At 48.5% G+C, this 23,463-nt stretch carries 23 protein-coding genes and 1 pseudogene; 12 read left to right on the forward strand and 12 right to left on the reverse strand.

Translation table 11 applies throughout. The features are described 5' to 3' along the window. Position 1: 1 nt before the first annotated feature. Together uvrC and MKZ32_RS09410 are read right to left on the reverse strand one after the other, a co-directional pair. A complete protein-coding gene (gene uvrC / locus MKZ32_RS09405; RefSeq protein WP_275584284.1) occupies positions 2-1,813 on the reverse strand; it encodes an excinuclease ABC subunit UvrC in 1,812 nt (603 codons plus the stop codon). Next, a complete protein-coding gene (locus MKZ32_RS09410; protein WP_239797033.1) occupies positions 1,791-2,471 on the reverse strand; it encodes a uracil-DNA glycosylase in 681 nt (226 codons plus the stop codon). The genes uvrC and MKZ32_RS09410 overlap by 23 nt, the downstream gene beginning before the upstream one ends. Positions 2,472-2,971: 500 nt before the next feature. On the opposite strand from MKZ32_RS09410, the gene MKZ32_RS09415 reads away from it, so the two are divergent. Further along, positions 2,972-3,250 (forward strand): PLC family EF-hand domain-containing protein, encoded by a 279-nt coding sequence (locus tag MKZ32_RS09415; protein ID WP_239797034.1) that lies wholly within the window; start codon positions 2,972-2,974, stop codon positions 3,248-3,250. A gap of 302 nt (positions 3,251-3,552) precedes the next feature. Here MKZ32_RS09415 and MKZ32_RS09420 read toward each other — a convergent pair whose 3' ends face one another. Next, positions 3,553-4,068 (reverse strand): DUF1993 domain-containing protein, encoded by a 516-nt coding sequence (locus MKZ32_RS09420; protein ID WP_239797035.1) that lies wholly within the window; start codon positions 4,066-4,068, stop codon positions 3,553-3,555. Between the two features lie 587 nt (positions 4,069-4,655). Between MKZ32_RS09420 and MKZ32_RS09425 the strand changes: the two genes are divergently transcribed. After that, a complete protein-coding gene (locus MKZ32_RS09425; protein WP_239797036.1) occupies positions 4,656-4,940 on the forward strand; it encodes a hypothetical protein in 285 nt (94 codons plus the stop codon). Between the two features lie 51 nt (positions 4,941-4,991). Here MKZ32_RS09425 and MKZ32_RS09430 read toward each other — a convergent pair whose 3' ends face one another. Continuing rightward, positions 4,992-5,438, reverse strand: a complete 447-nt coding sequence (locus MKZ32_RS09430; protein WP_239797037.1) for a glycine zipper 2TM domain-containing protein — start codon at positions 5,436-5,438, stop codon at positions 4,992-4,994. Positions 5,439-5,734: 296 nt separating this feature from the next. On the opposite strand from MKZ32_RS09430, the gene MKZ32_RS09435 reads away from it, so the two are divergent. Further along, entirely contained in the window at positions 5,735-6,088 is a 354-nt protein-coding gene (locus MKZ32_RS09435) for a YajD family HNH nuclease (RefSeq protein WP_275584285.1), read from the forward strand. Positions 6,089-6,221: 133 nt separating this feature from the next. Here MKZ32_RS09435 and MKZ32_RS09440 read toward each other — a convergent pair whose 3' ends face one another. The 7 genes from MKZ32_RS09440 to MKZ32_RS09470 all read right to left on the reverse strand — a co-directional run bounded on the left by MKZ32_RS09440 (position 6,222) and on the right by MKZ32_RS09470 (position 12,245). Next, positions 6,222-6,488 carry a DUF2325 domain-containing protein gene (locus tag MKZ32_RS09440; protein WP_239797038.1) on the reverse strand — a complete coding sequence of 89 codons (267 nt, stop codon included), beginning with the start codon at positions 6,486-6,488 and terminating at the stop codon, positions 6,222-6,224. Between the two features lie 319 nt (positions 6,489-6,807). Beyond that, positions 6,808-7,653 (reverse strand): EAL domain-containing protein, encoded by an 846-nt coding sequence (locus tag MKZ32_RS09445; protein WP_239797039.1) that lies wholly within the window; start codon positions 7,651-7,653, stop codon positions 6,808-6,810. Between the two features lie 12 nt (positions 7,654-7,665). After that, the gene (locus MKZ32_RS09450; protein WP_239797040.1) at positions 7,666-8,670 is read right to left on the reverse strand and encodes a sulfate ABC transporter substrate-binding protein; all 1,005 of its coding nucleotides are present in this window, start codon (positions 8,668-8,670) and stop codon (positions 7,666-7,668) included. Positions 8,671-8,853: 183 nt separating this feature from the next. Beyond that, positions 8,854-10,500 (reverse strand): alginate export family protein, encoded by a 1,647-nt coding sequence (locus tag MKZ32_RS09455; RefSeq protein WP_239797041.1) that lies wholly within the window; start codon positions 10,498-10,500, stop codon positions 8,854-8,856. An 83-nt stretch (positions 10,501-10,583) separates the two neighbouring features. Further along, positions 10,584-10,799, reverse strand: a complete 216-nt coding sequence (locus tag MKZ32_RS09460; RefSeq protein ID WP_239797042.1) for a TOBE domain-containing protein — start codon at positions 10,797-10,799, stop codon at positions 10,584-10,586. 106 nt (positions 10,800-10,905) lie between these two features. Then, positions 10,906-11,160, reverse strand: a complete 255-nt coding sequence (locus MKZ32_RS09465) for a hypothetical protein (RefSeq protein WP_239797043.1) — start codon at positions 11,158-11,160, stop codon at positions 10,906-10,908. A gap of 86 nt (positions 11,161-11,246) precedes the next feature. After that, the gene (locus tag MKZ32_RS09470) at positions 11,247-12,245 is read right to left on the reverse strand and encodes a sulfate ABC transporter substrate-binding protein (protein ID WP_275584321.1); all 999 of its coding nucleotides are present in this window, start codon (positions 12,243-12,245) and stop codon (positions 11,247-11,249) included. A 334-nt stretch (positions 12,246-12,579) separates the two neighbouring features. Here MKZ32_RS09470 and metX point away from each other — a divergent pair, with 334 nt between their 5' ends. The 3 genes from metX to MKZ32_RS09485 are packed head-to-tail and all read left to right on the forward strand — an operon-like array spanning position 12,580 to position 15,593. Further along, entirely contained in the window at positions 12,580-13,719 is a 1,140-nt protein-coding gene (gene metX / locus MKZ32_RS09475) for a homoserine O-succinyltransferase MetX (protein WP_239797044.1), read from the forward strand. Continuing rightward, positions 13,716-14,330, forward strand: a complete 615-nt coding sequence (metW, locus tag MKZ32_RS09480; RefSeq protein ID WP_239797045.1) for a methionine biosynthesis protein MetW — start codon at positions 13,716-13,718, stop codon at positions 14,328-14,330. Before metX ends, metW begins: the two co-directional genes overlap by 4 nt. A gap of 3 nt (positions 14,331-14,333) precedes the next feature. Further along, positions 14,334-15,593: an AmpG family muropeptide MFS transporter gene (locus tag MKZ32_RS09485; protein WP_239797046.1), complete on the forward strand. Its 1,260-nt coding sequence runs from the start codon at positions 14,334-14,336 to the stop codon at positions 15,591-15,593. A gap of 73 nt (positions 15,594-15,666) precedes the next feature. Here MKZ32_RS09485 and MKZ32_RS09490 read toward each other — a convergent pair. Then, positions 15,667-15,767 (reverse strand): annotated as a pseudogene (locus MKZ32_RS09490) (transposase); the annotation flags it as partial. 245 nt (positions 15,768-16,012) lie between these two features. Here MKZ32_RS09490 and MKZ32_RS09495 point away from each other — a divergent pair. The 6 genes from MKZ32_RS09495 to MKZ32_RS09520 all read left to right on the forward strand — a co-directional run bounded on the left by MKZ32_RS09495 (position 16,013) and on the right by MKZ32_RS09520 (position 23,111). Next, the gene (locus MKZ32_RS09495; protein ID WP_239797047.1) at positions 16,013-16,525 is read left to right on the forward strand and encodes a sigma-70 family RNA polymerase sigma factor; all 513 of its coding nucleotides are present in this window, start codon (positions 16,013-16,015) and stop codon (positions 16,523-16,525) included. 13 nt (positions 16,526-16,538) lie between these two features. After that, entirely contained in the window at positions 16,539-17,636 is a 1,098-nt protein-coding gene (locus tag MKZ32_RS09500) for a FecR domain-containing protein (RefSeq protein ID WP_239797048.1), read from the forward strand. Positions 17,637-17,760: 124 nt separating this feature from the next. Then, complete coding sequence (locus MKZ32_RS09505; RefSeq protein WP_239797049.1) at positions 17,761-18,915, forward strand: TonB-dependent siderophore receptor; 1,155 nt, start codon at positions 17,761-17,763, stop codon at positions 18,913-18,915. A 168-nt stretch (positions 18,916-19,083) separates the two neighbouring features. Further along, a complete protein-coding gene (locus MKZ32_RS09510; protein WP_239795878.1) occupies positions 19,084-20,445 on the forward strand; it encodes an IS110 family RNA-guided transposase in 1,362 nt (453 codons plus the stop codon). A gap of 30 nt (positions 20,446-20,475) precedes the next feature. Continuing rightward, positions 20,476-21,873: a TonB-dependent siderophore receptor gene (locus MKZ32_RS09515; protein WP_239797050.1), complete on the forward strand. Its 1,398-nt coding sequence runs from the start codon at positions 20,476-20,478 to the stop codon at positions 21,871-21,873. Positions 21,874-21,941: 68 nt separating this feature from the next. Next, positions 21,942-23,111 carry a PepSY-associated TM helix domain-containing protein gene (locus MKZ32_RS09520; protein ID WP_239797051.1) on the forward strand — a complete coding sequence of 390 codons (1,170 nt, stop codon included), beginning with the start codon at positions 21,942-21,944 and terminating at the stop codon, positions 23,109-23,111. The last annotated feature ends 352 nt before the right edge of the window (positions 23,112-23,463 follow it).

Raw genomic sequence — 23,463 nt, forward strand, 5'->3', positions numbered from 1 at the left:
ATCAATGCAATTGTTGATAAATTTTTTCCGCTAGCGACAGACTAATACCCTCTACCTGCGCCAACTCTTCCAAACTGGCTTGGTACACGCCCTGCAGACCTCCGAACCGAGCGAGCAAATTACGCCTACGCCTCTCTCCTACCCCGCTGATCTCCTCCAGCATGGATGTAGTGCGCGTTTTACCGCGCTTAGCGCGGTGTCCCCTAATAGCAAAACGGTGCGCTTCATCGCGCACCTGCTGAATCAAGTGCAATGCTGGATTGTCCGGCAACAATTGTAGCGGTTTTTCATGCTGCGGAAGCAATAATTGCTCTAACCCGGGCTTGCGCTCCACGCCTTTGGCTACGCCCATTAAGGGGATTTCCATCAGGCCTAGTTGTTCCAACACCTGACAAGCCACACTTAGCTGACCCGCACCGCCATCTATCAAAATCAAATCGGGACGCTTGCCTTCCCCCGCCTGTAATTTTTGATAGCGACGAAACAAGGCTTGGCGCATGGCTGCATAGTCGTCTCCCCCAGTAATACCGCTAATGTTGTAGCGCCGATACTCGGCAGTACGCATAGCCAAATTGTCGTACACGACACAGGAAGCCACAGTCGCTTCGCCCATGGTGTGACTGATATCAAAACATTCGATGCGTGACAGTTGCGGTAGTGCAAGCACTTCGCGCAATTTCTCCAGTCGAGCAAGCTGCCCGGCCTGCTGGCCTGCTTGCTGGTGTAATGTCAGCAGAGCATTTTTCAGCGCCATATCCAACCATTGTCGCCGCTCACCACTTGCACTGTGACGTATCTGTACCTTATGCCCGACCTGCTCGCCAAGTAATTCTTCCAAGGCATTTGCCGCGAGAGGCGTGCTGGTGAGAATAAGAGGCGGCACGCTATGGTTTAAATAATGCTGTGCCAGAAAAGCATGCAACACTTCGTCAGCCGCCTGCCCTTCGGCATTTTGCGGAAAAAAGCTCTTATCACCGAGATGTCTGCCGCCACGCACCATGGCCAAGTTTAAACACAACACGCCGTTCAGCTCAGCGACAGCGACGATGTCCGCATCTGTTGCACGACCACTTTCCATGAACTGCTTTTGCTGCACCGTATGCAGCGCATGCAACTGGTCGCGTAGCGCAGCGGCCTGCTCGTAATGTTGTGCCTCTGCCGCTTGCTCCATGCCTTGGCGCAGCAATCCTTCCACCTCACTCTGCTTGCCCTGTAATAGCAAATTCGCATTGCGCACATCGATTGCGTAATTCTGCTGGCTAATCAATCCAACACAAGGGGCAGTACAACGATGAATCTGATGCAACAAACAGGGACGAGCACGATTGGAAAATGTGCTGTCCTCGCACGTACGGATGCGAAAAATTTTTTGCAGCAACTGTATACTTTCCTTGGCGGCATGTGAGTTGGGGTAAGGCCCGAAGTATTGATGTTGCTTACCAGTCGCGCCCCGATAATAAGCCAAACGAGGAAAACCATGCCCGGTCAGGACGATATATGGGTAAGATTTATCATCTCTAAAAAGTATGTTATATCGTGGTTTTAATGTTTTTATTAAGTTATTTTCCAGCAGCAGAGCCTCAGCCTCGGAGCGTGTGACCGTCACCTCAATACGGGCAATATGCGACACCATCAAGCTAATGCGTGGTGAAATATTTTTTTTCTGGAAGTAGGATGCGACGCGTTTTTTAAGCTGTCCAGCTTTGCCGACATAAAGCACTTGCCCTTGGCTATCCAGCATACGGTACACACCAGGCAGCAGGGGCAGACTGGCAACAAATGATTTAAGATCAAACTCGGTTGTTTGGGTCAAGGTTATTATTTAGATCACGGCTATGCAAATGTAGAACAATTGCGCTAAAAACGGCATGAAACATGGCCTCTGTCAGGCGCTTGGTCTGGGTATTGTAGCGGCTGCAATGGTAGCTGTCATACAGCATTATGCCGTTCGGCAATGCATGTCGCATGCCATGCGAAAATTTATAGTCTTTTATTTTCAAGTCCAGCGCACGCAACACCGCAAGATGAGCAATCGCCCCTAAAGCCAACACGACTGCGCCTAACGGTAAAGAAGCCAGTTCAGCCACCAGATATTGATTGCATTGTCGTACTTCGGCAGGTTCCGGCTTGTTCTGCGGCGGTAGGCAACGCACAGCATTAGTAATGCGGCAATCGCTTAAAATCAGTTCGGCATTAGCATGGCCTGCCACATCCAAAGGCTCGGCTTGGTTGGCAAAACCAAATTGACAAAGTGTGGAATACAGCAATTTTCCGGCAAAATCACCGGTGAATGGCCGACCTGTGCGATTCGCTCCGTGCATACCGGGTGCCAACCCCACTATTAGCAGGCGCGCCTGCGCATCGCCAAAGGATGGCACCGGGCGAGCATAGTAATCTGGATGCGTTTGGCGCACCTCATCCAGAAAGTTCGCCAAGCGTGGACATAAACAGCAAGCAGTTGAAAATTTCATACTAAAAAATAAAATACCGCGGATATCCAAATTAATTAAAGTAGACCCAGCGAACTTTGCATACCCTTATTACGAGAATTAATATATACATATTTTGTAAAAATATGAACGACGTTCAGTTCCAAGTGCACGAAATTATTAAAGTTTTAACCCGTGCCAGCAACTCAATCGTATAGCCTGAATTGCCTTCGTCGTGAACGTTGTATGCGATACATTTATAAACTTAGTATTTTAATTTTCACATATCCAGATAGATATTTCTAATTCGTCGGCTCTCGACGACAATAACATTTACTGTATTTCAAGTAGTTAGAATTATCATGCAAACTTTCTGTTGCCATGTAACGACACAAATATTCCAATTATCTAGTATTAGTATCATCTACATATCAAAAATACAATACTAATTAATTGTTTATTAAAAAATTAATTAGTATTGGCATGATAGATGCTTAGTTTATCAATACAGCAATATTGCTGAGCTGATATTAAGGAAAAAGATGAATTATTCTTCAACTTTACAAAATAAAGCGGCCCAATCAATAGCTCTTGCTTCCATGCTGTTAATTGGCGCGATTGGCATTGTTCAGGCTGATTCTGTTACAAAAGAAGGTGCGCCGTCTTGGGCAGCTTACGACACAAACAATGATAGCTCTGTTAGTTTGGAAGAAGCCACAACTAATAAAATGCCCATTCAAGTATTCAAAGAGCTGGATACCAACCATGACGGCAAATTGAGCTCAGATGAGTTCAACAAAGAAAGTAGGCCTATGAAATAATGTGAGTTTGTTCTGTTTTTTCATGAAAGCTCCCCTTCTGGTGCGTCAGCTCCCCTGACGCACTTTTTTTGAATCGCCTAAATATATTTTGTCCATATTTAAACAAATTGAGTCAAAACAAAATTCCGCATTAGATATGTAAACCCAAAATTACATTTGTGACATCGTAAGACTAGGAGCCTGCCCGCCTTCACATTCACTGACTAACAACTTGGATTGTGCGAGCACACGTAATCATGTTTACAAAAAAATATTTCAGATTGTCATCAAATCACTTTTCAGACTCTCAAGAACGACCATTATCATCGTAACTCAGCACCCATAAAATCACCTTTGCCGACTTCCAGACCATTGTGCCGCAAGATCGCATAAGCCGTGGTGGCATGGAAGAAAAATTGCGGCAGACCATAGTTAGATAGGTAAGTGTGGCCAACCATTTTTTTCTCTTTGGGTGTGCCCGGGCGCAACACGATTTCACGCGTTTCGCTGCCTTCGAATTGTGCGGGCGTTAGACTTTCGATAAACGACAAAGTCTTGCCAATTCGTTCCTGTAACTCGGCGAAGGTTTGTTCGTTATCGTCATACGCAGGTACCTCAACCCCTGCCAGCCGCGCTGACACACTCTTGGCAAAATCGGTGGCAATTTGCACTTGGCGGTTCAAGGGAAACATATCAGGGAATAGCCGTGCATCCAACAATACTGTCGGTTTAAATTTTTTCTCGATAGCGTATGCTTCAGCCTTGGTCAAAATAACGCTGAGGCTGTTCAGTAGCTGTTTGAAAACGGGTACGGACGTGGTGTACATATAAGTGGCCATAGATTTTTCTCGGTTAATTGATAAAAGTTATTTGCATACACTAAAATTTAAGCTTTACATGAATACGCATGGTTTCCCTTGCAATTATGATTTTATAGGAATCTCAATTAGCATTACACTTAATTTAACAGCCCAAAACTCCATCAACTGTGCAGCAACTACACTAACCTAACACAAGGGGCAGCAGAGTGCCCTTGGAACATTCTGGAGCACTCTATAGCTCCAACTTCACTCGAAAGACGTTCGGTGCCAGCGATAGAAAGTATTTATATATTTATTACTTTTTAATAAAAATTACATTAAATCACTGAAATTCAAGATAACTCAGTCTGAACCGCAGTTCGTTTTATTTAACTTGACAGGTATCTAGAATGAATTTCCTTCTTATTCTTCAACTTTGGATGCATAATTTTATGCTTGTGAAGCTCTGTTCCATTCTTGGCTAGTAGTAGATCACAATGCCTATGGCATGACACCATCAGAAAAGCTAAACAAGAAGTAGAAAGATCTTTCATACTCTACAAGAGACATACGCGGTATTCTGAGCTAAGTAAAAGCTACAAGATGACCATTAGTGCAAAGGTGAAATGATGTTTAATAAAGAAATCGTCATGGAAACACTCAATTGTTTACCAAATGCATACCCGCAAATGCTTGAAAAACGATTTCCTCATGTCCTCAGTAAAATTATTGAGCTCTGGGATTCACCTCATTGCGAAGCCTATTTCACCGACCTGCTACAACCCAATGGTCGTGGTGGTGGGAGACTGAATCGAGATGGCTTCCCAGATGAGGCATGGCAGGAAATATTCCAACTGAACGAGCTTTGCTGGATGCGCCGGTCTAAACTTGACGACAGTCAGTATTATTGAACAATGAAGTGAGTTTCTGGGTTCCATACAGAAACACCCTTCAAGCAATCTTTATGCTCGAGTCAGCTTGCCATTCTTTACCTTGACACGATCTCCTACCTGATAGCTAGTTCTTGAAGAATACTTGAAGGTCTTGCTGGAGCCGTCCTCCATCTCTACGAGAACGTGATATCTGATTCCAGATTTTGATTTTTTCTCCACCTGATGGCCGACATAAGCACCCCCTACAAGCCCTCCAATAGTTGCTAAATCTTGACCTCTCCCCCCTCCCACTTGGTGACCCACTACGCCACCCAAGACGCCACCGGTGACAGCTCCAACACCGCTCCCCTGTCCCTCAATTTTTATGGTCTTCACATCTGTGACCGTACCGCACTCATTACAAATTGCTTGAGCTCCTTGAGCTCCTTGAGCTGCTTGACTAAAAATAGCGATCGTTAGAACAGTGGATATAACCATTGTGATCCGAGATGAGAAATAATATTTAGAACGTTTCATAATTCCTCCATAAATTTTTTGGTTAGCGTGAAAAAAGCATATAGAACAATATGTTGTTAACACATACAAATATCATCCAAGCAATTAGTGGATAGGGTATCAATATTACCTTAATTTTTATTACTAGCATCTTTAGATTTAATGGAGGGGCATTTGTCGGAAACTGTCAATCGCGGATTATGTGAATTTTTGAGTTACCTACCGGAATGATTTCTCCTTATAATAAACATTCTCTATTTTATTGATGACTGAATTCACCGTAGTGCGGATTAATTCCCCTTTATTAAAGAACACTTATGACGCTAAAGAATAGTAAGCTGGACAAAATCGTGCTGGATGCACGTCAAAACGCAGAAAAACGTGCTATGGGATATCGCGAGCAAGCACTCAAGATGTATCCTTGGGTTTGTGGTCGCTGTGCCCGTACCTTTACCCGCGAGAATCTTCAGTTATTAGAAGTCCATCACAAAAATAACAACCATGACCATAATCCCACGGATGGTAGCAACTGGGAGCTTTTATGTACCTATTGCCATGAAAATGAGCACTCGCGAGTTAAAGACTCAGTAGGTCGTTCCGATGGTAAAAGCCCAGAAACTCTGGCTACCTTTAATCCTTTCGCAGACCTTAAAAATATCTTAAAAAAATAATATAGGATATTTATCAGGATCCGAATAACCATTAATAATTGTTCTATTGCATTCCCGAACTAGTCTCAAACGGTAACGAATAACGCAAGGTACAACATGCACCTGTTAATCTGCGTTTCAATAGTTGAAAGTATTATTGAATGGATGAAAAAAATGGGCGAGAATTTTTGCTATACATCACGGGCAAATTGAGGCGTTTGGCTTCTTTTTTTATTTTTGCTGCCAAACTATGATTAATAAAATTTGTTACCACTACGATTAGCTCGGTATTTTTTGGAATAACCCGAGATTTCTCGCCAGGCTTGCGACCGTTCCAATGTTCGATATCAACAATACCACGACCGAAAAGTTCATCTTTGATAGTTGCGACTTTGTCACCCCCTACAATTAATGCAGCCATTTGATTCCCCATATTTAGTATGTTGGAATCAGTCTAAAAGATAAACTTCTTTTTTAAAACCAATAAGATATTATATTCTTTGCAGTATTTAAGCTATGTAAACCTAACTAAACTAGACTTGATAACACAGTAAAACAGCATCAGCTTATTGGCTTTATTGATGCTGCCATCAGTTCCAGCTTTGCACTGTTTGTTAGGGTCGCTGCATTCAGTTACATTCCTAAAATGCATTGAATTGGACTTTCAGCTCGCTCGCGTAATTTACCTACGGCACGACATAGATTTGACTACACTGATAACAACCAGTACCGGCACATATTTAAGCTGCAACGCTTAAGGTCAAATCCACTTGTTCCCAGCTAAGCGCAGGCGCGGGACGCCCAAGGAAATAGCCTTGCACCCATTGCGCCCCAGCATGTTGTGCAAGTTCAAGTTGGCTTGGGGTTTCAATACCCTCAATAATTACTTCCGCACCCAGCTCACTAATAATTTCGACCAGCTTGGGTAGAATGCGTTGCATGCGGTTGTTGTGTTCTGCAAGGTGAATAATACTGCTATCAAGTTTCACATAGTCAGGCGAGAATTTGCACAGCCGGTTGATATTGGAATGTTCTTTACCAAAATCATCAATGGCAATTTTGTAGCCCCGTTCACGGTAATTGGCAATGGCATCATTCAGCAAATTATCTTGACTAACTGCACTTTCGTTAATTTCGATAACAACTTTATCGGTTGGCAAAGAATGATTATGCAATACTTGTTCGAATATTTTTCCATGCGAATTGACTGCCACTAGCAGCTCGGGATGTACATTGAGGAATAGCAGCTCTTTGCTTGGGCCCATGTTTAAATAGTTTAGCGTGTGCAAGGTACGGCATAAACGATCAAACTTTACCAGCTTCTCGGCGACCTCTGCCTGTTTGAACGCGGTGGGCGGAGCGATAGCATTACCTTCAAGATCGAATGCCCGTAGCAATGCCTCATATCCCAAAAGTGTATTTGTGGCCAAATTAAATATGGGTTGAAACACGCTACGCAATTCCAAACCGATGAAGTTCGCGCGTACATCGTTTTCCTGAACTTCAAGTCTATAATCGCTGAGACTGAGACTTAGAACATCGCGTAGCTCATTCTGTAGTGCATTTAAGCGATAAAGTTGTGACATGGCGAAACACCCTTATTTCCTGGAATAGATTTGGTCGAACAAGCCTCCATCTTTGAAATGCACTGCCTGCGCTTGTTTCAAGCTGCCAAACACTTCGTTCACGGTGAATAGCTTGAGCGGCGGCAAGGTGCTGGAATATTTCGCCAGAATCGCTGGATCACGTGGGCGCAATTCATGTTGCGCGGCGATATCTTGTGCTTCCGGTGAATACAGATGTTGCAGATAGGCTTCCGCTACTTTGCGCGTACCGCGTTTGTCCACCACTTTGTCCACCACGCTCACCGGCAGGTCCGCTACGATGCTGACAGGCGGATATGCTATGTCGAATTTGTCAGCACCATATTCCTGTTTGATGAGTTGCACCTCGTTTTCAAAGGTAACCAGCACGTCGCCGATATTGCGTTGTACGAAGGCTGTGGTTGCGCCACGGCCGCCGGATTCCAATATGGGTACATTGGCGAAAATCTTGGCTATCAAGTCTCTTGCCTGCGTTTCATTCCCCCCTTGTTTGATGATTGAGCCCCAAGCTGCTAGATAAGCATAGCGTCCATTGCCGGAGGTTTTCGGATTGGCAATAATTACCGACACGCCGGTTTTCGCCAAGTCAGTCCAATTTTTGATGCCTTTGGGATTGCCTTTACGTACCAGGAATACTGAAGTCGAGCTGAAAGGCGAACTGCCGTATGGCAAACGTTCAGCCCAATTGGCTGGAACCAAATGTTTGTCGGCCAGAATGTCTACATCAATGGATTGGTTCATCGTCACTACATCTGCTTCCATCCCATCCAAAACAGACCGCGCCTGTTTGCTGGAGCCGCCATGCGACTGGTTAATGGTCAGATCATCTGCGGTTTTTTGTTTCCAAAATTTGATAAATAGCGGATTGTAATTTTTATAAAATTCGCGCGACACATCATAGGACGCATTTAGCAGCGTCACCTTGGCAGCAAAGCTGGGTTGCACAACTGTCACTAACATGGCAAGTAACAGGGAGACTGGCAATAAATATTTCATCATTTCACTTGTTCCTTTCATCATATTCTTCTGCGGCCATATAGCCTTTTATAACCGTTTTTTCCTCTGTCATTCTTTATTATAAAAACAGGGCAGATATAACATCTGCCCTGAAACTGGACAGAGGTGCCCCGCAGGAAAATCGAGCCTATAAAATATATACATTAAAATTAAATAGTTAAAATTTTAAAAAGCATAGAGTGAAGTTTCAACATACAAAAAACTTGAGTTATCTTTACGCCCGGGCTGTACTAGCTGGGACGTTTTTTTAGTGAAGTCACCGGCCATGAAGTATACATAGCCCACGTTAAGCCCGATGTATTTGCTAATTGGATACCGCACGCGAATATCGAACTCTTCTCCTATGTTTTTGCCACTTTTACCAGTGGTATCGCGTAAGTTAGCCCCACCATTCCAGCGGTCAGTGGCACTGGCTAACTCATACCAGTTGTACCCAAAGTCAATTTTTAATTTACTGGTCGGATTAAGCTCAACGCGAACCTTGGAGGCATGGATATTTTCCATTTGGATATAGTCATTATTGGACCACGGCCTCGCAAAGCCAAACAGACGATCAAAGCGTTGACTGGTACCGTCTTTTGGGTTTTTATCCCCGCTGGCAAAGCCAACACTGCCACTAAAGCGGGGCTTCCATGCATGTTTGGCGGTATAGCCTGCTTCCAGGTTATAGGCGTAAGCATCCTGGTTCAGCCCGCCATCATTGCCCCATTGCTTAGCATAGTTAAAGTCATAATCAAGCCCTGTATCGCCTACAACACCATAACCTCGTAACCCGCCCGTGTTGATTTCACGGTTTATGTGAGCGCTGGCAGCAGCAATTGTTCCATCCGACGCATATTGAACTTTACTACCATTTTGTCGAAGCAAGTAATAGTAGGGTTGCAGTGTGACAATTTTGGACCATTTGCGCCAATCCCCGACAGCGCCATAGAACCATTGAGCATGATCGGCTTGATCCGTTGTTTCTATCAAGCGAACCATGGGTTGCAGCGCAAACACGTCTGCTTGCCAGTCACTTTTTTGCTGACCTAAAGTTGCCCGTAAGCCTTGAAAGGAATTCGTTGTATTACGCCATTCATTACGTGCAACCAAGCGTCTATCTGTTAACTCGAATGCCATGCGACCAACTTTCACACTGATAGGCCTGTCGTTACCCAGATCATCTTTACCTAGCGCATCTTTAAAATACAGCTCTCCGTAGCCTTGAATGAAATCAAGCTTATTTATATCCTTATTGTCGGGTGCGAAAACACTGCCAAACCGTCGCGAATCTTGAATTTCAATGGTCGCGCGCACCGGATCAAATTTACTTTTAACAGCAGCATAAAAGCGGTTACGAAGTAAAATCGGTGTATCTAAAGCATCTTTATTACGTCGAAAATCATTGTCACGATATTCATAGCGAATTCGAGATTCCAGGCCCAAATCCACCCAGTCCACATTGTCCAAGCCATCTATATCTTTCAGCCATGTCTTGTTGAGTTGTCTGACATAGCGAGGAGGTTCAGTTTCACGCTGCAACCCATAACTACGGATTGGAACATAATAGCTGGGGTTTGCTGCCGTGGTATTTGATGCTTCCGCTTTGGACGATTCTTTAATTTTCAAGGAAGCATTTTCCTTTTCTATCTCCTGTAGTCGTTCTGATATGCGTCTTTTTTGGTCCAATTCTTCGGCTTGCTGCTGGCTTAACTCCGGTTCATTTGCCTGCGCAAAGGCAATAAGTGGCGTTATTAGTACGGTACCAGCCAACAGGCTGGCTATTACCCGTAACCGGGAAGTTTTTTTCTTGTGTAACTGCAATGCTTTCATTCAGGCGTTCCTTAAAATTATGGGAGATTCAGTGGTCCAGTCAGTCTGGAAATAACCCTTGATTGTTTATCTCATTCTTCCGGTTATAATTTTGCAATTGATACTTCGGTAGATTTCACTAATGCCACTACGTCTGAGCCGACGCTCAACTCCAGCTCGTTGATGGAACGGGTGGTAATAACTGAAGTTACCGTACCAAATGGCGTTCCTACCACGACTTCCGATACGACTGGTCCGGTCACGATTTCAATAATCTTACCCTTGAATTGATTCCTTGTATTAATTGTTTTGATGCTCATTTTTCCTCCGGAATTGGTCATATCTAACCGACTGCATATCAGTCCTGATATCGAACATCGTTATATTCGTATTAGTAATATCGTATTTGCATCGGCAATGAGCTCGCTAATTTAGCCATGCGTGCTCCCATTGAATTGCCAAGTGAGATCGCGCAGCTGTGATTGCATTTATACCTGCCCGAATTTCATAGAGCAGCAGGCTGTTCGAATAACCATTTAACTGTTGCAATATCGCATCGACATTTAAATACTCCTCCTGATCGGTCCCGATTACGAATTGAAGAACACTTTGATAATTATTCAATTCGCTGTTTGTGTTTACTGCTTGAGCGGCCAATTCGTCTTTGTTGTATGTGTCCATGAACTACTCCTTGGTTAATGGAAAATCAATTTCTGTAAATTGGAATTAACAACACATTCGACAAATCAGCCAGATATCCATTACCGTTACTTTTTGGAATAAATCTGATCGAACACACCGCCATCAGCAAAGTGTTCCTTTTGCGCCTTGCTCCAACCGCCGAATTCACCATCTATGGTAATAAGGTTCAGTTTCGGGAACTGTTTGGCGTATTTCGCGGCCACTTTTACATCCGTAGGGCGATAGTAATTTTTGGCCGCGATTTCCTGACCTTCCGGGCTATAAAGATAGTTCAAATAAGCCTCCGCCACTTTACGTGTGCCATGTTTGGTAACGTTCTTGTCAACCACGGTAACGGGGGGCTCAGCCAGAATACTCAACGAAGGTGCCACGATGTCAAATTTATCCGGTCCCAGTTCCTTGACGGCAAGGGAAGCTTCGTTTTCCCAGGCCAGCAATACATCGCCAATTCCGCGCTCAACAAATGTAGTTGTGGAACCACGGGCACCCGAATCTAATACAGGCACATTGGCAAACAATTTGCCGACAAACTCCTTGGCCTTGGCTGGATTGTTGCCATTCTTCTTTAACGCATATCCCCACGCTGCCAGATAATTCCAACGCGCACCCCCTGAAGTTTTAGGATTAGGCGTAATTACAGATACACCGGGTTTAATCAAATCATCCCAGTCGCGAATATTTTTTGGATTACCCTTGCGTACCAGAAACACGATGGTGGATGTATAGGGCGAGCTATTGTGATTCAAGCGGGTTTGCCAGTTAGCCGGAATTAAACCAGCCTTGGTTTGTAGTACGTCCACATCGTAAGCCAGAGCTAGTGTCGCCACGTCTGCTTCCAGACCATCGATAATGGCGCGTGCTTGCTTACCCGAGCCGCCATGCGATTGCTTGATGGTGACATCATCACCGGTCTGAGCTTTCCAGTGTTTGACGAATGCTTCATTGAATTCCTGGTAAAGCTCACGCGTTGGATCGTAGGAGACGTTCAGCAACTTGATGTTTGCCGCCAGGACGAGCGGACTTACTGCGGTGAATAGCAATGCCAGTGTCGATGTGATAATAATTTTATTCACTTAAATTTCCTTTAAAGTTGAAGTGCATTAACAAATTTGTCGCGAATGTTCTTGAGCGAGGTGTGCATTCTGGAGAGGTTCTTTTCTTGCGTGAACCAATTAATTCTTAATTGCATATCTGTTTTTTTTATATAGGAGAAAATTACAGAATTAGATCGGCTATACAACGAACGGTGCAACGAAATTGACAGTACTGCGCAAAACACGGAAACTACATAACAGTGCCGATTTGACATCAGCTTGCGGGGCACTTTAAAAATTCCAGCTAAAGCGAAGCAACCCGCTCCGCTCAAGCTGAACGGGTTTTGTTTTTAGGGATTCTTAATTGAACGTATCAAATAGCGTCGGCATCGTCAGTGCACAACACGCACAATTCAACACCCCTTTTTTATGTAAAAGCGGGGCTGTGTTGCCCAGTTATGAGCTGATTTATGAGACTTACGGCACGTTAAATAAAGATAAATCCAACGCCGTCCTCGTCTGCCATGCGCTTTCCGGCCATCATCATGTAGCGGGGTATTACGCGGAGGATCCAAAAAACATCGGTTGGTGGGATACGATGATCGGTCCCGGCAAGCCTATCGATACGCAAAAATTTTTCATCATCGGGCTGAATAATCTTGGTGGATGTAATGGTTCCACGGGGCCCATCAGCATCAACCTCAACACGGGAAAACCTTATGGTGCAAGCTTTCCCGTGGTGACAGTGGAAGACTGGGTGAAGTCGCAAGCTCAGCTGGCCGATAAACTCGGCATTAATCAATTTGCTGCAGTGATTGGCGGCAGCCTGGGCGGGATGCAAGCGTTGCAATGGTCGCTGGCCTATCCGGGGCGCGTGCGCCATGTACTGGCGATCGCCTCGGCACCTCGCCTGACCGCACAGAATATCGCTTTCAATGATGTGGCACGCAGTGCGATTTTGACTGACCCAAACTTCTACGGCGGTGATTATTACGAACACGGCGTGGTGCCGACGCGTGGCTTGCGCTTGGCGCGCATGCTAGGGCATATCACCTATCTTTCCAACGATGCGATGGCGGACAAATTCGGGCGTGGCCTGCGCTCCGATAAGTACAGCTACAGCTATGATATCGAGTTCGAGATCGAGTCTTACCTGCGCTACCAAGGCGATAAATTCGCCGCCTATTTTGATGCCAACACCTATTTGCTTATGACCAAGGCGCTGGATTATTTTGATCCCGCCCGCGAATACAATGATGACCTGAATAAAGCTTTCGCCGTTGCTCGCGCAAACTTTTTAGTTCTGTCATTTACCACCGACTGGCGTTTTGCACCGGAACGTTCGCGCGCCATCGTCAAGGCACTCCTTCATAACCGCCTTAAAGTCAGCTACGCGGAGATTACCTCGACGCACGGGCATGATTCTTTTCTTATGCAGCATACGCATTACCATGATGTGATGCGCGCTTACTTCGACAATATTGCCAGCGAGTTTACTGCATGAGCACGCACGATCACTCTACACTCGCCGCAACCCGCCCTGATTTTGCTGCAATCGCAGCATGGATTCCGCAGGGCGCTTCAGTGCTGGATTTGGGTTGCGGTGACGGCAGCTTATTGCGCTATTTACAGGGTACGAGCAAGGTGCAGGGCTACGGAGTGGAAATCAGCGACGATAATGTCGTGGCATGTATTCGGAATCAGGTGAATGTAATTCAAGGCGACTTGGAATCGGGACTTTCCGGCTTTGAAAGCAATGCCTTTGATTATGTCATCCTGTCACAGACGCTACAGGCCACTCGTCACACGGAACCTCTGATGCAGGAAATGCTGCGCGTGGGACGTGAGGGTATCGTCAGCTTTCCCAATTTCGGCTACTGGCGGAACCGTATGAACATATTGCAGGGCAATATGCCCGTATCTGAAGATCTGCCCTATCAGTGGTATGACACACCCAATATTCATCTGTGCACACTGCATGACTTTGAGACATTCTGCCATGACAATAAAATATATATTCTCGACCGCCGTGTCATGACAGGCGATAGCGAGATAAAACTATTGCCTAATCTGCTAGGTAGCACAGCGGTGTATCGCTTCAAGCGTGCTGTTTAATTCATGAGTGTGATCGCGCAGCTGTTCACGCGGCGCATGTTGATTTGTATATTTACAGGATTCAGCTCTGGTCTTCCGTTGTACCTGTTGTTCAATTTGGTGCCCGCCTGGCTGCGGAGTGAGCACGTTGATCTCAAAACCATCGGCCTATTCGCGCTGATCCAGTTTCCCTATACTTGGAAATTCCTGTGGTCACCCCTGCTGGACCGCTATGTCCTGCCTATCCTTGGGCGACGGCGCGGCTGGATGCTGCTCACCCAACTGGGTCTATTGGCAGTAATTGCCTCGATGGGTGCATTTTCGCCGCAAAGCGATCTACACACTATTGCCTACATTGCAACGCTATTGGCATTTCTGAGCGCGACTCAGGACATCGTGCTTGATGCCTATCGGCGCGAACTGCTAGAGGAAAGTGAACTGGGATTGGGCAATGCGGTGCATGTAAATGCCTATCGCATCGCTGGCTTGGTGCCGGGTTCACTGTCACTGATCCTGGCAGATTTTATGCCGTGGAGTATAGTATTTATCATTACAGCGTTGTTCATGTTGCCCGGCATGGCGATGACGCTAATGGTGAAGGAACCACTGAATACTAACTCGCCAAAATCCCTGCGTGATGCGGTTGTTGAACCGTTTCACGAATTCATCACTCGGCAAGGTTGGAAAAGTGCGCTGCTCATCCTCACCTTCCTGTTCTTTTACAAACTCGGCGACAGCATGTGCACCGCACTGGCCACCCCGTTCTACATGGATATGGGATTCTCTAAAACACAGATCGGCCTGATCGCCAAGAATGCGGGACTGTGGCCCGCTGTAATTGGCGGCTTGCTGGGTGGATTATGGATGGTAAGGATCGGCATCAATCGCGCCTTATGGTTGTTTGGTGTTGTTCAAGTGGTATCAATCTTTGGTTTTTTCTGGCTGGCATCTGTGGGGTTCCATGCCGAAATTACCACCGTGGAACTCACTCAGCTCGCCATAGTAATCGGCATAGAAGCTTTGGGCGTGGGACTCGGTACAGCCGCGTTCGTCGCCTTCATTGCGCGCACCACCCACCCCGCCTACACCGCCACGCAATTCGCGCTATTCACCAGCCTTGCGGCTATGCCACGCACCTTCGCCAATGCAGCGACTGGCTGGCTGGTGGAAGCAATCGGCTGGACGGGATTCTTTTTGCTGTGCGCACTGCTGGCACTGCCAGGAATGGTATTGCTATTAAAAGTGGCGCCGTGGAATGGGTCGAATTCATTAACACATCAATAGTTAGCAAAAAAAGATGGGTATCTTATTAAATTTTGCACGACCTATCCAGCACCAAGTTCCGAATTCACTCCGTCATATCTCCATTCAGCACCTTGTAGCGATACTTTGTTACCAGACAAAATGGTACTCAATTTGAAACACCGTATGACTGCCATATATCCATTCGTGTGACATGTTGTCGCAGCTAAAACTGACTGGCTAACCCAATGGTTTATTAAATCATGTGATTAATAATTCGTCATCTATCGAAACCCCACTCGGACGTGTAGGTATCTATGCTGCGTGCGACATCGTTCGTTGGCTCGGCTTTCCAACCCGTATTGTACGAATGATTCTGTTCAGGCTACAATTACGAAAACGCGAACAATTTTTATTTACATTTGAGAGGGTGCCAGCCACCTGATCGGGAAGGAATGTTCATGGGGACCGCTGAGCTTGTCCTTCAGCAAGAAGTGCATGCGCTCTACAGCAACCACCACGGTTGGCTGTATGGCTGGCTGCGCAAGAAACTGGGCTGCTCGCATCGTGCTGCCGATCTGGCACATGATACTTTTGTGCGGTTGCTTGCCCGCGAAGAACCGGTGGCCATCCAGGAACCCCGCGCCTTTCTTACAACTGTGGCACAGCGCGTGCTGGCCAACCATTGGCGGCGCGAACAGATCGAACGGGCCTACCTCGATGTGCTGGCACGGGTGCCGGAAGCCTTGGTACCATCGCCGGAAGAACGAACCATCCTGCTCAAAACACTCGTCGAGATCGACTGCCTTCTTGACGGCTTGCCAGCTTTGGCCAAGCGCGCGTTCTTGCATGCCCAGCTCGACGACATGACGCATGCTGAAATCGCGGCCGAACTCGGCATCTCTATCAGCACCGTCAAGCGCCATCTGGTGCGTGCGGGCATCCAATGCTATTTCGCGTTGACGGCGGACTGAGGTAAGTACGCTGATGAGTCTGGACGCAAGCCTGGGAGTAAATCCCGATGCAAACAGCGACCCATCTTCACCGAGCGCCCCTCGCAACGACCATGGCCTTGGCCGCTCCAGCGACATCCCGCCGCACGTTGCTCGGCGTGCGGTGGAATGGTTGGTAGAGCTGCAATCCGGTGACGTCAGCACCACCACCCGGCAGAGCCTCCAGCACTGGCTGGGCTTACATCCCGACCACGAACGTGCCTGGCAACACATAGAGGCCGTCAATGGCCAGCTACGTAGCGTGGTCTCGCCCATGGCTTCGGCCATCGCACATGCTACGCTGGTCCCCCGCCGTTCAGTCAAACGTCGTGAGGTGATCAAAACCTTGGCCGTCCTGTTGTTCGCGGGCGGTACAACCTGGGTGGCCAAAGACAGCATGCCTTGGCGCGAATGGACAGCGGACGAGCACACTGGCGTGGGCGAACGGCGCACCGTCACACTGGCCGACGGCACCACCGTGACCCTGAACACCGACAGCGCCATCAACATTCGCTTCAGCGTCACCGAACGCCGCGTGCGGCTGGTCAGCGGTGAAATTTTAGTGAGCACCGGCAAGGATGGCGATCACAACGGCAACGGCCGCAGCAGTATTGGCAATGGCGTGACACGCCCCTTTGTGATTGAAACCGCGCAAGGTGAGCTTCAGCCACTGGGCACGCGCTTCGTCGTGCGCCAACAGGCAGATGCTAGCCGGGTGGATGTCTTTGAAGGCGCAGTCGACATCCGCCCGCACGATGGCGCCGGGGCAACCCGCATCCTGCACGCTGGCGAGCAAACCCGCTTTACTCGCAACGCCATCAATGAACCCACCGCGATCAATGACACCGATGCCGCGTGGATCGACGGCATGCTGATCGCGAGTGGCATGCGCCTGGCCGACTTCCTCGTCGAACTCAGCCGCCACCGTCCCGGCCGCCTGAGATGTGATCCGGCCATCGCCGAACTGCTCATTTCCGGCAGCTATCCACTGGCCGACACCGATCACATCCTCGACACCCTGCGCACCACGCTGCCAGTAGAGATTCACTTTCTCACGCGCTACTGGGTCACCGTACGGCCGGCTCATACATAGCTTTGTACTGCCGCACCAAACCTGTGGCGGAAAAATATTTCGGCTCAGGTGGTCTATTTTCGATTCTCACGGGACATAGGAGTTGAGCGCATCACATCTCCAACCTGCCAGAGAGGAATCAAACATGGAGCAACACGACAGAGCCGACATCGGCGGCGGCATCGACACCCGCAACAGCGGCAAGGCACCAAGTCTTCAACGCTTCACCCATAGCCTACTGGCATGCGCCTTTACGACGTCGGTTTTTACGACAACAGCCATCTGGGCAACATCGGTGCATGCGGCCGACGTAGCGACCATCGCAACTTCGCGCACTGCCTACAACATTCCCCCTGGTCCACTTGAAGGCGCACTCAACCGTTACGGTCGCGAGGCGGGCATCCTGTTGTCCTACCCCACCGAGCTCACGGCTGGACGGCGCAGCCAGGGCCTGGCCGGCACCTACAGCGTACAGGAAGCCCTGCCGCTGCTACTTGCCGGCACTGGCTTGGCGGCGGTGGCTCAGCCAGGGGATGGCTGGACGCTAGTGAACGTCCAGACTTCGAGCCAGGCCGAACCGGGCAAAGAACTCCCCCTTGTAAGTGTGACGGCCGAGCGCACGGGAAGCTTCAAGTCCAATGTTGTCCAGGTTGGTGCGTTCCGGGACATGGCACCGCTTGATGTCCCGCAGACCAGCAATGTAATCACGCGCGAAGTGCTCGATGCACAGGCTACCACCAGTCTGTTTGGAGCCTTGCGTAATACGGCTGGCATTACACGCACGCAGTTAAGTGGTTCGACTTATGACAACGTCGCCATTCGTGGCATCTTGGTAGAAAATCGCGGCAACTACCGCCTGAACGGATCACTGCCAATAATCAACTTGATCGACATCCCGCTGGAAAACAAGGAGCGAGTCGAGGTTCTCAAGGGGGCGTCCTCGTTATATTACGGCTTCGTACCGCCATCCGGTATTGTTAATATGGTGACCAAGCGGGCGGGCAATAATCCGGTAACAAATCTCGGACTGATGGGTAATCAGTATGGCGGCGCGAATGCTCACCTCGACGTTGGGCGACGTTTCGGTAGTCAGCAACAATTCGGCGCACGGGTTAACTTGCTTAAAGGTCGCGAGGATATTGGCATTAACAACTATTCCGGTGACCGCATGCTGGCTTCAGGCGCATTCGACTGGCGGGTTAGCGTAGTAATCGGCCCCGTGCCGCAAATCGCGCCGAAGAAACACGTCGCTCTCCGAATGTGGCAAAGTGGAATGAGGTGCCACGGAAGACCGGAATAGCAATGGTGCATATTGCCCGAGGGTTAGCGTGGTCATGGGTGACGTCATCGACATTGGTGAATTGGCTTGGCGTTGTTGGGACGCTTGGCCGATATCCCGTTTAAGAGAGTGAGCTTGACGACGTACCCGATGTGGCACCACATTCCAAAACGAATGATGGAGATAATCATGGTGCAACGCAAGCAAAAAATCAGTATCAAACCCGGCAAATCCAGAGAGCCTTTAACGATCACCCATCCCCATGCGGCTGGAGTCGATATCGGTAGTTCGTCCCATTACGTATCTGTGCCGCCGGACAGGGACGACGAGCCTGTCCGGGAGTTTTCGAGCTTTACGGTTGACCTCAACGCCTTGGCCGACTGGCTCGACGCTTGCGGGGTGGACACGGTCGCGATGGAATCCACGGGCGTGTACTGGATCCCTTTGTTCGAGCTTCTGGAATCGCGCGGCTTCAAAGTGTTTCTGGTCAATGCGCGCCACGTCAAAAATGTCTCGGGCCGCAAGTCTGACGTGCTGGACTGCCAATGGTTGCAGCAACTCATGACCTACGGTTTGCTTCGCGGCGCATTTCGTCCTACCGAAGCCGTGTGCGTATTGCGCTCTCTATGGCGCCAGCGCGGGATGCTTTTGAGAAGCCAGGGCACGCATGTGCAGCGCATGCAAAAGGCGCTCACGCAGATGAACATCCAGCTCACCAACGTCATCTCGGACGTGGTCGGCGAGACGGGGCAAAAGATTCTGCGCGCCATTGTCGCTGGCGAGCGCGACGGTCAAGTGCTGGCCGCAATGAAGAATGTGCGCATTCGCGCTACCGCTGACGAAATCGCAAAAAGCCTGCAAGGCAACTGGCGCGCAGAGCATCTGTTTGCGCTCAAGCAAGCGCTGGATATGTTCGATTTCATCGGCACACAGCTAGCCGAGTGCGACCGTGAGATCGAGGGGCAATTGCAAAGCCTGCAAGTTCATGACGGCGAACCAGCGAAGGGAAAGAAGCGTGGTCGCGCCCGCAACGCGCCGAAGTTTGATCTGCGCACGCAATTGTTCAGGATGTGCGGAGTTGATCTTACGCGCATCGACGGCATCGACGTCACCACCGCGCTTGCGGTGATCTCCGAGACCGGGGCGGACATGTCGCGCTTCCCCACGGCAGGGCACTTCGCGAGTTGGCTGGGGCTATGCCCCGGCACCAAGATTACCGGAGGCAAAGTGATGAGCGGCAAGACCAAGCGCGTAGCCAACCGGGCGGCCCAAGCCTTGAGATTGGCCGCAGCAGCATTGCGCAGCAGCCAGTCGGCGCTGGGCGCATATTTCCGCAGGATGTGCGGGCGCATGGACAAACCTAAAGCCGTAACCGCCGCCGCGCACAAGTTGGCACGCCTGATTTACACCATGCTTACCAAGGGAGAAGAATATACCGACCAAGGGCAGGACTACTACGAAGAACGCTATCGCGAAAGAGTGTTGCGGCAACTAGCCCAGCGCGCTGAAAAAATGGGGATGAAACTCGTCGTCAATGAACAGCCCGCTTAACTCTACTTTTTAAAATCAGTTGGTTGGGAGGTGTTTCTTAAGAGCGACAATCTTTCCTTCAAGCTCGATCTGGAACATTACCGCAAGAACGTTTCCGAGCAAGCAGCGATAGTAGCGCCTGCGGCAGTCAACGGTATAATCACACTGCCCGGGGTACCTGACGCTCAACTCAATCTGGCCGGCGAATGGCAAAAATACGATGCCAAGGCCACCAACCTGCTGTTTCGCACTGACTATGTGCTGAGCGAAAACTGGGGGATGCTGTTTGAAGCGGGCAAGGCGCGCACGGAACGTGACCGCAACTTTTCCCAATTCCAGAATTACAACCTCACCACTGGGCAAGGCACTTTACGGACCTTCTTTGCCCGTGGCCAGGAGTTTGAAAACAAGAACTACCGCGCAGAACTGTATGGGCGCTTGCCGGGCCAGTTGATCACGCACGAGCTGACGTTTGGCTATAACGCCAATGAGCGTAGCGCAGATTTACGCACCCAGCCTCTCGGCCAGGATGTCGCGCAGAACCTGTACACACCGGTTGCCATCGCGCAGCAATTTCCCACCTCGGCGTTCACTTCCATGCCATCAACGATTAAAGATAAGGGTTTGTATCTTACTGACAGGGTATTGATTGGTGAAAAATGGCAAGCCACGCTGGGTGTGCGGGCAAGCAACTACGAGAGCGTTACCACCACTACACGCTATGAAGCGGATGGACTCAATCCGCAACTTTCGCTTATGTACAAGCCGGTCAAAAATGTGTCCATTTATACCAGCTATCTTGAGGGACGCGAAGAAAGCGGTCAGGCACCCGCAAACCGTGCAAATGCTGGCGAATTATTGGGTCCAGCCTTATCCAAGCAAAAGGAAATAGGGATGAAGGCAGAGATTGCAAAAGGTATCCTGCTGCAAGCCGCCTATTTCGATATCACCCGTTCGTCTACCACGGTAGATTCGTCCAACCGCTTTGTCCTCAACGGATTAGCGCAATATAAAGGTATAGAGCTGGCGGCCTCAGGTGAAGTGACCAAACAACTATCGCTCATCGCCTCGGCCCTGTTTCTGGATGCCAAACAATTGAACGCAGCTAATGCAGGGACATTCGGCAAGACTCCCGACAACACTCCGGAGCAAACTGCAAGCCTGTTTTCTGAATATCGTCTGCAGAGTGTGCCAGGTCTGGCACTTAGTGGTGGCTTGTATTACGTGGGCAAGCGTCCGGTCAATAATGAAAATCAAGCTTTCGTAGACGGTTATACGACAGTGTCATTGGGCGCCCGTCATAACACAATTATTGCAGGTCAACGAACTACATTCCAGGCTGTGCTTGACAATGCAGCCAACAGAAACTACTGGAGTACAGCTGGCAATGGCCTGCTGGGCGTGGGGGCACCGCGTATGCTGAAGATCACAGCCCGGATGCAATTTTGAAAGGTGATTATATAAAAGGACACCGAGACATAGTCTTTCGGGCCGTATTAATTACGTAATCGGCCCATTTGATTGAAGATGTTTATCGTACAGACAGCCCTTCAGGAATCGAAACAAGACTGCCGGAGATATCAGCTGTGACTGTTAGAAAAATTGTTTCCAAACTACATCTGTATACCGGTTTGGCTATTGGATTGCTGCTGATATTAAGCGGGCTGACTGGTAGTGTGTTGGTATTCCGCGAAGAGGTCGAGGCGCTGGTATATCCAGAATTGATGAAATCAGTGCCGCGTGACGAGCGTGCTTCTTTACAGACGGTGCTGGAAGCAGTGCAGCACGCCTATCCGGAAGACAAACCGTTTTTCATCCGTATGCCGCGAACTCCAGAGCAAACCTATTTAGTTAAAATGAACAGTGCGCATGACTTGTTTGTTTATGTTGATTCTTATAACGGCATGATCTTGGGGGAACATCGACAGGAAGATACATTTACTGGATGGATTTCGCTACTGCACACTGAACTTTTAAGTGGCGATCGTGGCGAAATTATCCTTGGGGTAAGTGCACTGCTACTGATTGGAATGAGCATAACGGGCCTCATTTTATGGTGGCCCCGAAAAGGAAAGTTTTTATCGGGGTTTAAAATCCAATGGGCCGCACATTGGAAAAGAATGAATTTTGATATACATCGCGCTTCGGGTATCTATACCGTTGTTTTTCTTCTACTGACTGCTTTTACAGGCACGTCTTTAGTATTTAATAAAACGGTTATCAACTTGATCAATGCAATCACTCAAAGCCCACCGCGGGCTGCCCCACCGCTTTCCGATCCTCATCAAGCATGGATGCCGAGGCCTGCACTCGACATGATGTTGCATCAAGCCGACTATATGCTGTCCGCCACCACCACCTGGGTTAATCTTCCCCAAAAACCGGGGGCACCCTTGGTGATACGAAAGAAATTCGTCCAAGAATTTCATCCAAATGGCAGAAGTTTCGTCTATTTTGATCAATATTCAGGAAAGGTATTACAGGTGGAAAACGTGTTGATGGCTTCTCTGGGCACGCGCATTTTTAACACACTTTACCCGATACATATCGGCGCAATAGGCGGGACACCTACCCGTCTTTTACAGGTGATCATCGGTCTGTCGCCGCTCATTCTATTTACCACCGGCTATGTCATGTGGTGGAACCGAAGGAAGGCGAAACGATATCACTCCCGCCTAATAAAATAAGGCGTAAGTTTGAATATGCGAACAGGTTTCCTCTCTTTACCAATGCTAAAAATCAACCGCTTGACTCGTCCGCTCGTAACCAATTTATTTAAGAGTGAACAGTGATCACGGCCGAAGGACTCGCTCAACTCAATGTATTGACTGACCAACCTTCTGTTCCCAATTACCCCAGTGTGATTGATGCAGCGGGTTAATCAATGGCATGACCACCGCCAATGATCTGGGTTTGACCATGCTGTGCCTGGACAGGACATCGTGCATACTGATGGCTGGCTGCGTCCTATCCGGTTGAGCAATTTGACCATCCACTTTAAATTGACCGCGCCCAGCAACTCTATTGGGCGTGACATCC

Origin of the sequence: Candidatus Nitrotoga arctica (assembly GCF_918378365.1) — a bacterium.
GTDB classification, from domain to species: Bacteria; Pseudomonadota; Gammaproteobacteria; order Burkholderiales; family Gallionellaceae; genus Nitrotoga; species Nitrotoga arctica.

What these genes read in the sequence shown, in the direction of transcription:
- MKZ32_RS09505 (WP_239797049.1), top strand. Translation starts at nt 17,761, where the DNA reads ATGGAGCAACACGACAGAGCCGACATCGGCGGCGGCATCGACACCCGC.
- MKZ32_RS09495 (WP_239797047.1), top strand. Translation starts at nt 16,013, where the DNA reads ATGGGGACCGCTGAGCTTGTCCTTCAGCAAGAAGTGCATGCGCTCTAC.
- MKZ32_RS09485 (WP_239797046.1), top strand. Translation starts at nt 14,334, where the DNA reads ATGAGTGTGATCGCGCAGCTGTTCACGCGGCGCATGTTGATTTGTATA.
- MKZ32_RS09415 (WP_239797034.1), top strand. Translation starts at nt 2,972, where the DNA reads ATGAATTATTCTTCAACTTTACAAAATAAAGCGGCCCAATCAATAGCT.
- MKZ32_RS09450 (WP_239797040.1), bottom strand. Translation starts at nt 8,670, where the DNA reads ATGATGAAATATTTATTGCCAGTCTCCCTGTTACTTGCCATGTTAGTG.
- MKZ32_RS09430 (WP_239797037.1), bottom strand. Translation starts at nt 5,438, where the DNA reads ATGAAACGTTCTAAATATTATTTCTCATCTCGGATCACAATGGTTATA.
- MKZ32_RS09420 (WP_239797035.1), bottom strand. Translation starts at nt 4,068, where the DNA reads ATGGCCACTTATATGTACACCACGTCCGTACCCGTTTTCAAACAGCTA.
- MKZ32_RS09425 (WP_239797036.1), top strand. Translation starts at nt 4,656, where the DNA reads ATGATGTTTAATAAAGAAATCGTCATGGAAACACTCAATTGTTTACCA.
- MKZ32_RS09465 (WP_239797043.1), bottom strand. Translation starts at nt 11,160, where the DNA reads ATGGACACATACAACAAAGACGAATTGGCCGCTCAAGCAGTAAACACA.
- MKZ32_RS09445 (WP_239797039.1), bottom strand. Translation starts at nt 7,653, where the DNA reads ATGTCACAACTTTATCGCTTAAATGCACTACAGAATGAGCTACGCGAT.
- MKZ32_RS09460 (WP_239797042.1), bottom strand. Translation starts at nt 10,799, where the DNA reads ATGAGCATCAAAACAATTAATACAAGGAATCAATTCAAGGGTAAGATT.
- MKZ32_RS09440 (WP_239797038.1), bottom strand. Translation starts at nt 6,488, where the DNA reads ATGGCTGCATTAATTGTAGGGGGTGACAAAGTCGCAACTATCAAAGAT.
- metW (WP_239797045.1), top strand. Translation starts at nt 13,716, where the DNA reads ATGAGCACGCACGATCACTCTACACTCGCCGCAACCCGCCCTGATTTT.
- MKZ32_RS09435 (WP_275584285.1), top strand. Translation starts at nt 5,735, where the DNA reads ATGACGCTAAAGAATAGTAAGCTGGACAAAATCGTGCTGGATGCACGT.
- MKZ32_RS09455 (WP_239797041.1), bottom strand. Translation starts at nt 10,500, where the DNA reads ATGAAAGCATTGCAGTTACACAAGAAAAAAACTTCCCGGTTACGGGTA.
- MKZ32_RS09510 (WP_239795878.1), top strand. Translation starts at nt 19,084, where the DNA reads ATGGTGCAACGCAAGCAAAAAATCAGTATCAAACCCGGCAAATCCAGA.
- MKZ32_RS09410 (WP_239797033.1), bottom strand. Translation starts at nt 2,471, where the DNA reads ATGAAATTTTCAACTGCTTGCTGTTTATGTCCACGCTTGGCGAACTTT.
- MKZ32_RS09500 (WP_239797048.1), top strand. Translation starts at nt 16,539, where the DNA reads ATGAGTCTGGACGCAAGCCTGGGAGTAAATCCCGATGCAAACAGCGAC.